Origin of the sequence: Mesorhizobium sp. M2E.F.Ca.ET.219.01.1.1 (assembly GCF_004016445.2) — a bacterium.
GTDB lineage: Bacteria > Pseudomonadota > Alphaproteobacteria > Rhizobiales > Rhizobiaceae > Mesorhizobium.
The window spans coordinates 2,711-5,907 of sequence record NZ_SADT02000018.1 but is presented as its reverse complement, the minus strand read 5'-3'; the positions used below and the strand labels follow the sequence as shown (position 1 = coordinate 5,907).

Genomic DNA, 3,197 nt, shown 5'->3' with positions numbered 1-3,197 from the left:
TGAACATGCGTTTAGCAGACCTGGCAGCGACCTACTCTCCCGCGTCTTGAGACGAAGTACCATCAGCGCTGGAGCGTTTCACGGCCGAGTTCGGAATGGGATCGGGTGCAGCCGCTCCGCCATAACCACCAGGTCGGCAAAACGCATGTTCAATCGAGAAGCTGTTCAGGCGCGATCTGCAGGATCGTCGCGGCGCGATCCTTGGATCGTCGCGTTTTTGTGCCAGGCGACGTCTGCGTTTTGCCGACGGGCGAAGCCCGCAAGCGCGACTGCGCGTCGCCGGTCGTCCGGCGCCCTCGCGGAGCATAGGCCCCGAAGGGGCCGCTCATGCGTGAGCGCTGATGGATATGAGTAATGAGAACGATCAAGCCTATCGAACTATTAGTACCGGTAAGCTTCAAGCGTTGCCGCTCTTCCACACCCGGCCTATCAACGTGGTCGTCTTCCACGGTTCTCAGGGAATACTCGTTTCAAGGTGGGTTTCCCGCTTAGATGCCTTCAGCGGTTATCCCGTCCGGATATAGCTACCCTGCGATGCGGCTGGCGCCACAACAGGTCCACCAGAGATCCGTCCATCCCGGTCCTCTCGTACTAGGGACAGATCCTTTCAATATTCCTACACCCACGGCAGATAGGGACCGAACTGTCTCACGACGTTCTGAACCCAACTCACGTACCGCTTTAAATGGCGAACAGCCATACCCTTGGGACCTGCTCCAGCCCCAGGATGCGATGAGTCGACATCGAGGTGCCAAACAACCCCGTCGATATGGACTCTTGGGGGTCATCAGCCTGTTATCCCCGGCGTACCTTTTATCCGTTGAGCGATGGCCCTTCCACGCGGGACCACCGGATCACTATGACCGACTTTCGTCTCTGCTCGACTTGTCAGTCTCGCAGTCAGGCAGGCTTATGCCATTGCACTCAGCGAACGATTTCCGACCGTTCTGAGCCCACCATCGCGCGCCTCCGTTACTCTTTAGGAGGCGACCGCCCCAGTCAAACTACCCACCATACATTGTCCCGGACCCGGATAACGGGCCGCGGTTAGACATCCATAGTAATAAGGGTGGTATTTCAAGGGTGGCTCCACCTGAGCTGGCGCCCAGGCTTCAAAGCCTACCACCTATCCTACACATGCCACTACGAATGCCAATGTAAAGCTATAGTAAAGGTGCACGGGGTCTTTCCGTCTAACCGCAGGAACCCCGCATCTTCACGGGGAATTCAATTTCACTGAGTCTATGCTGGAGACAGCGGGGAAGTCGTTACGCCATTCGTGCAGGTCGGAACTTACCCGACAAGGAATTTCGCTACCTTAGGACCGTTATAGTTACGGCCGCCGTTTACTGGGGCTTCGATTCAGAGCTTGCACCCCTCCTCTTAACCTTCCAGCACCGGGCAGGCGTCAGACCCTATACGTCGCCTTGCGGCTTCGCAGAGCCCTGTGTTTTTGATAAACAGTCGCTACCCCCTGGTCTGTGCCACCCTCCTCCACTTGCGTAGAAAAGGGTCACGCTTCTTCCGAAGTTACGCGTGCAATTTGCCGAGTTCCTTCAGCATAGTTCTCTCAAGCGCCTTGGTATACTCTACCTGACCACCAGTGTCGGTTTCGGGTACGGTCTATAAGGAGGAGCTATTTCCTGGAACCACTCCGCTGCCCGTTCAATCCGATAAGATTGGACAACTTGTGTGATCCGTCACTACCTCCAGGCCCACGAATATTAACGTGGTTCCCATCGACTACGCGTTTCCGCCTCGTCTTAGGGGCCGGCTAACCCTGCTCAGATTAACTTTAAGCAGGAACCCTTGGTCTTTCGGCGGGGGAGTCTCTCACTCCCCTTACGTTACTCATGTCAGCATTCGCACTTCTGATACCTCCACCGCCCCTCACGGGTACGGCTTCATCAGCTTACAGAACGCTCCGCTACCGCTCGTGATTGCTCACGAACCCTAAGCTTCGGTGTATGGCTTTAGCCCCGTTACATTTTCGGCGCAAAGACCCTTATTTAGACCAGTGAGCTGTTACGCTTTCTTTAAATGATGGCTGCTTCTAAGCCAACATCCTGGTTGTTTTGGGATCCTCACATCCTTTCCCACTTAGCCATAACTTGGGGACCTTAGCTGTAGGTCAGGGTTGTTTCCCTTTTCACGACGGACGTTAGCACCCGCCGTGTGTCTGCCGACTAGTACTCCCAGGTATTCGGAGTTTGGTTAGGTTTGGTAATCCGGTGAGGACCCCTAGCCCATCCAGTGCTCTACCCCCTGGGGTATTCGGTCGACGCTCTACCTAAATAGATTTCGCGGAGAACCAGCTATTTCCGAGTTTGATTGGCCTTTCACCCCTAGCCACAAGTCATCCCGAACTATTGCAACAGTTATGGGTTCGGCCCTCCAGTAAGTGTTACCTTACCTTCAGCCTGCTCATGGCTAGATCACTCGGTTTCGGGTCTAATGCGACGAACTGAACGCCCTGTTCAGACTCGCTTTCGCTGCGCCTACACCTATCGGTTTAAGCTTGCTCGTCACACTAAGTCGCTGACCCATTATACAAAAGGTACGTGGTCACCCTTGCGGGCTCCCACTGTTTGTAGGCAATCGGTTTCAGGTACTCTTTCACTCCCCTTGTCGGGGTGCTTTTCACCTTTCCCTCACGGTACTAGTTCGCTATCGGTCATGCACGAGTACTTAGGCTTGGAAGGTGGTCCTCCCAATTTCAGACAGGATTTCACGTGTCCCGCCTTACTCGAGGACGATTGATCGCATTACGCGTACGGGGCTGTCACCCGCTATGGCCCTACTTTCCAGAAGGTTCCGCTTGTCTCTCAATCGCCACTGGCCTGGTCCGGGTTCGCTCGCCACTACTTCCGGAGTCTCGGTTGATGTCCTTTCCTACGGGTACTTAGATGTTTCAGTTCCCCGCGTTCGCCACTTTATCCCTATGGATTCAGGATAAGTTACCTATTAGCGATACTTGGAAACCACAACTGCAGGTCGGCCTTGTCGACCAACCAGCAGCTCTGATTTTCCAAGTACCTTAGGTGGGTTTCCCCATTCGGAGATCTACGGATCAAAGGGTATTCGCACCTCCCCGTAGCTTATCGCAGCGTATCACGTCCTTCATCGCCTGTGCATGCCAAGGCATCCACCAATTGCCCTTAAGACACTTGATCGTTCTCATTGCCAATACCCATCGC

2 rRNA genes are annotated in these 3,197 nt (G+C 54.6%); both read right to left on the bottom strand.

Going from position 1 to position 3,197, the window contains the following annotated elements:
* Positions 1 to 18 precede the first annotated feature (18 nt).
* Positions 19 to 133, bottom strand: a 5S ribosomal RNA gene (gene rrf, locus EN862_RS34600).
* 227 nt (positions 134 to 360) lie between these two features.
* Positions 361 to 3,173 (bottom strand): 23S ribosomal RNA (locus EN862_RS34595).
* Between the last annotated feature and the right edge of the window lie 24 nt (positions 3,174 to 3,197).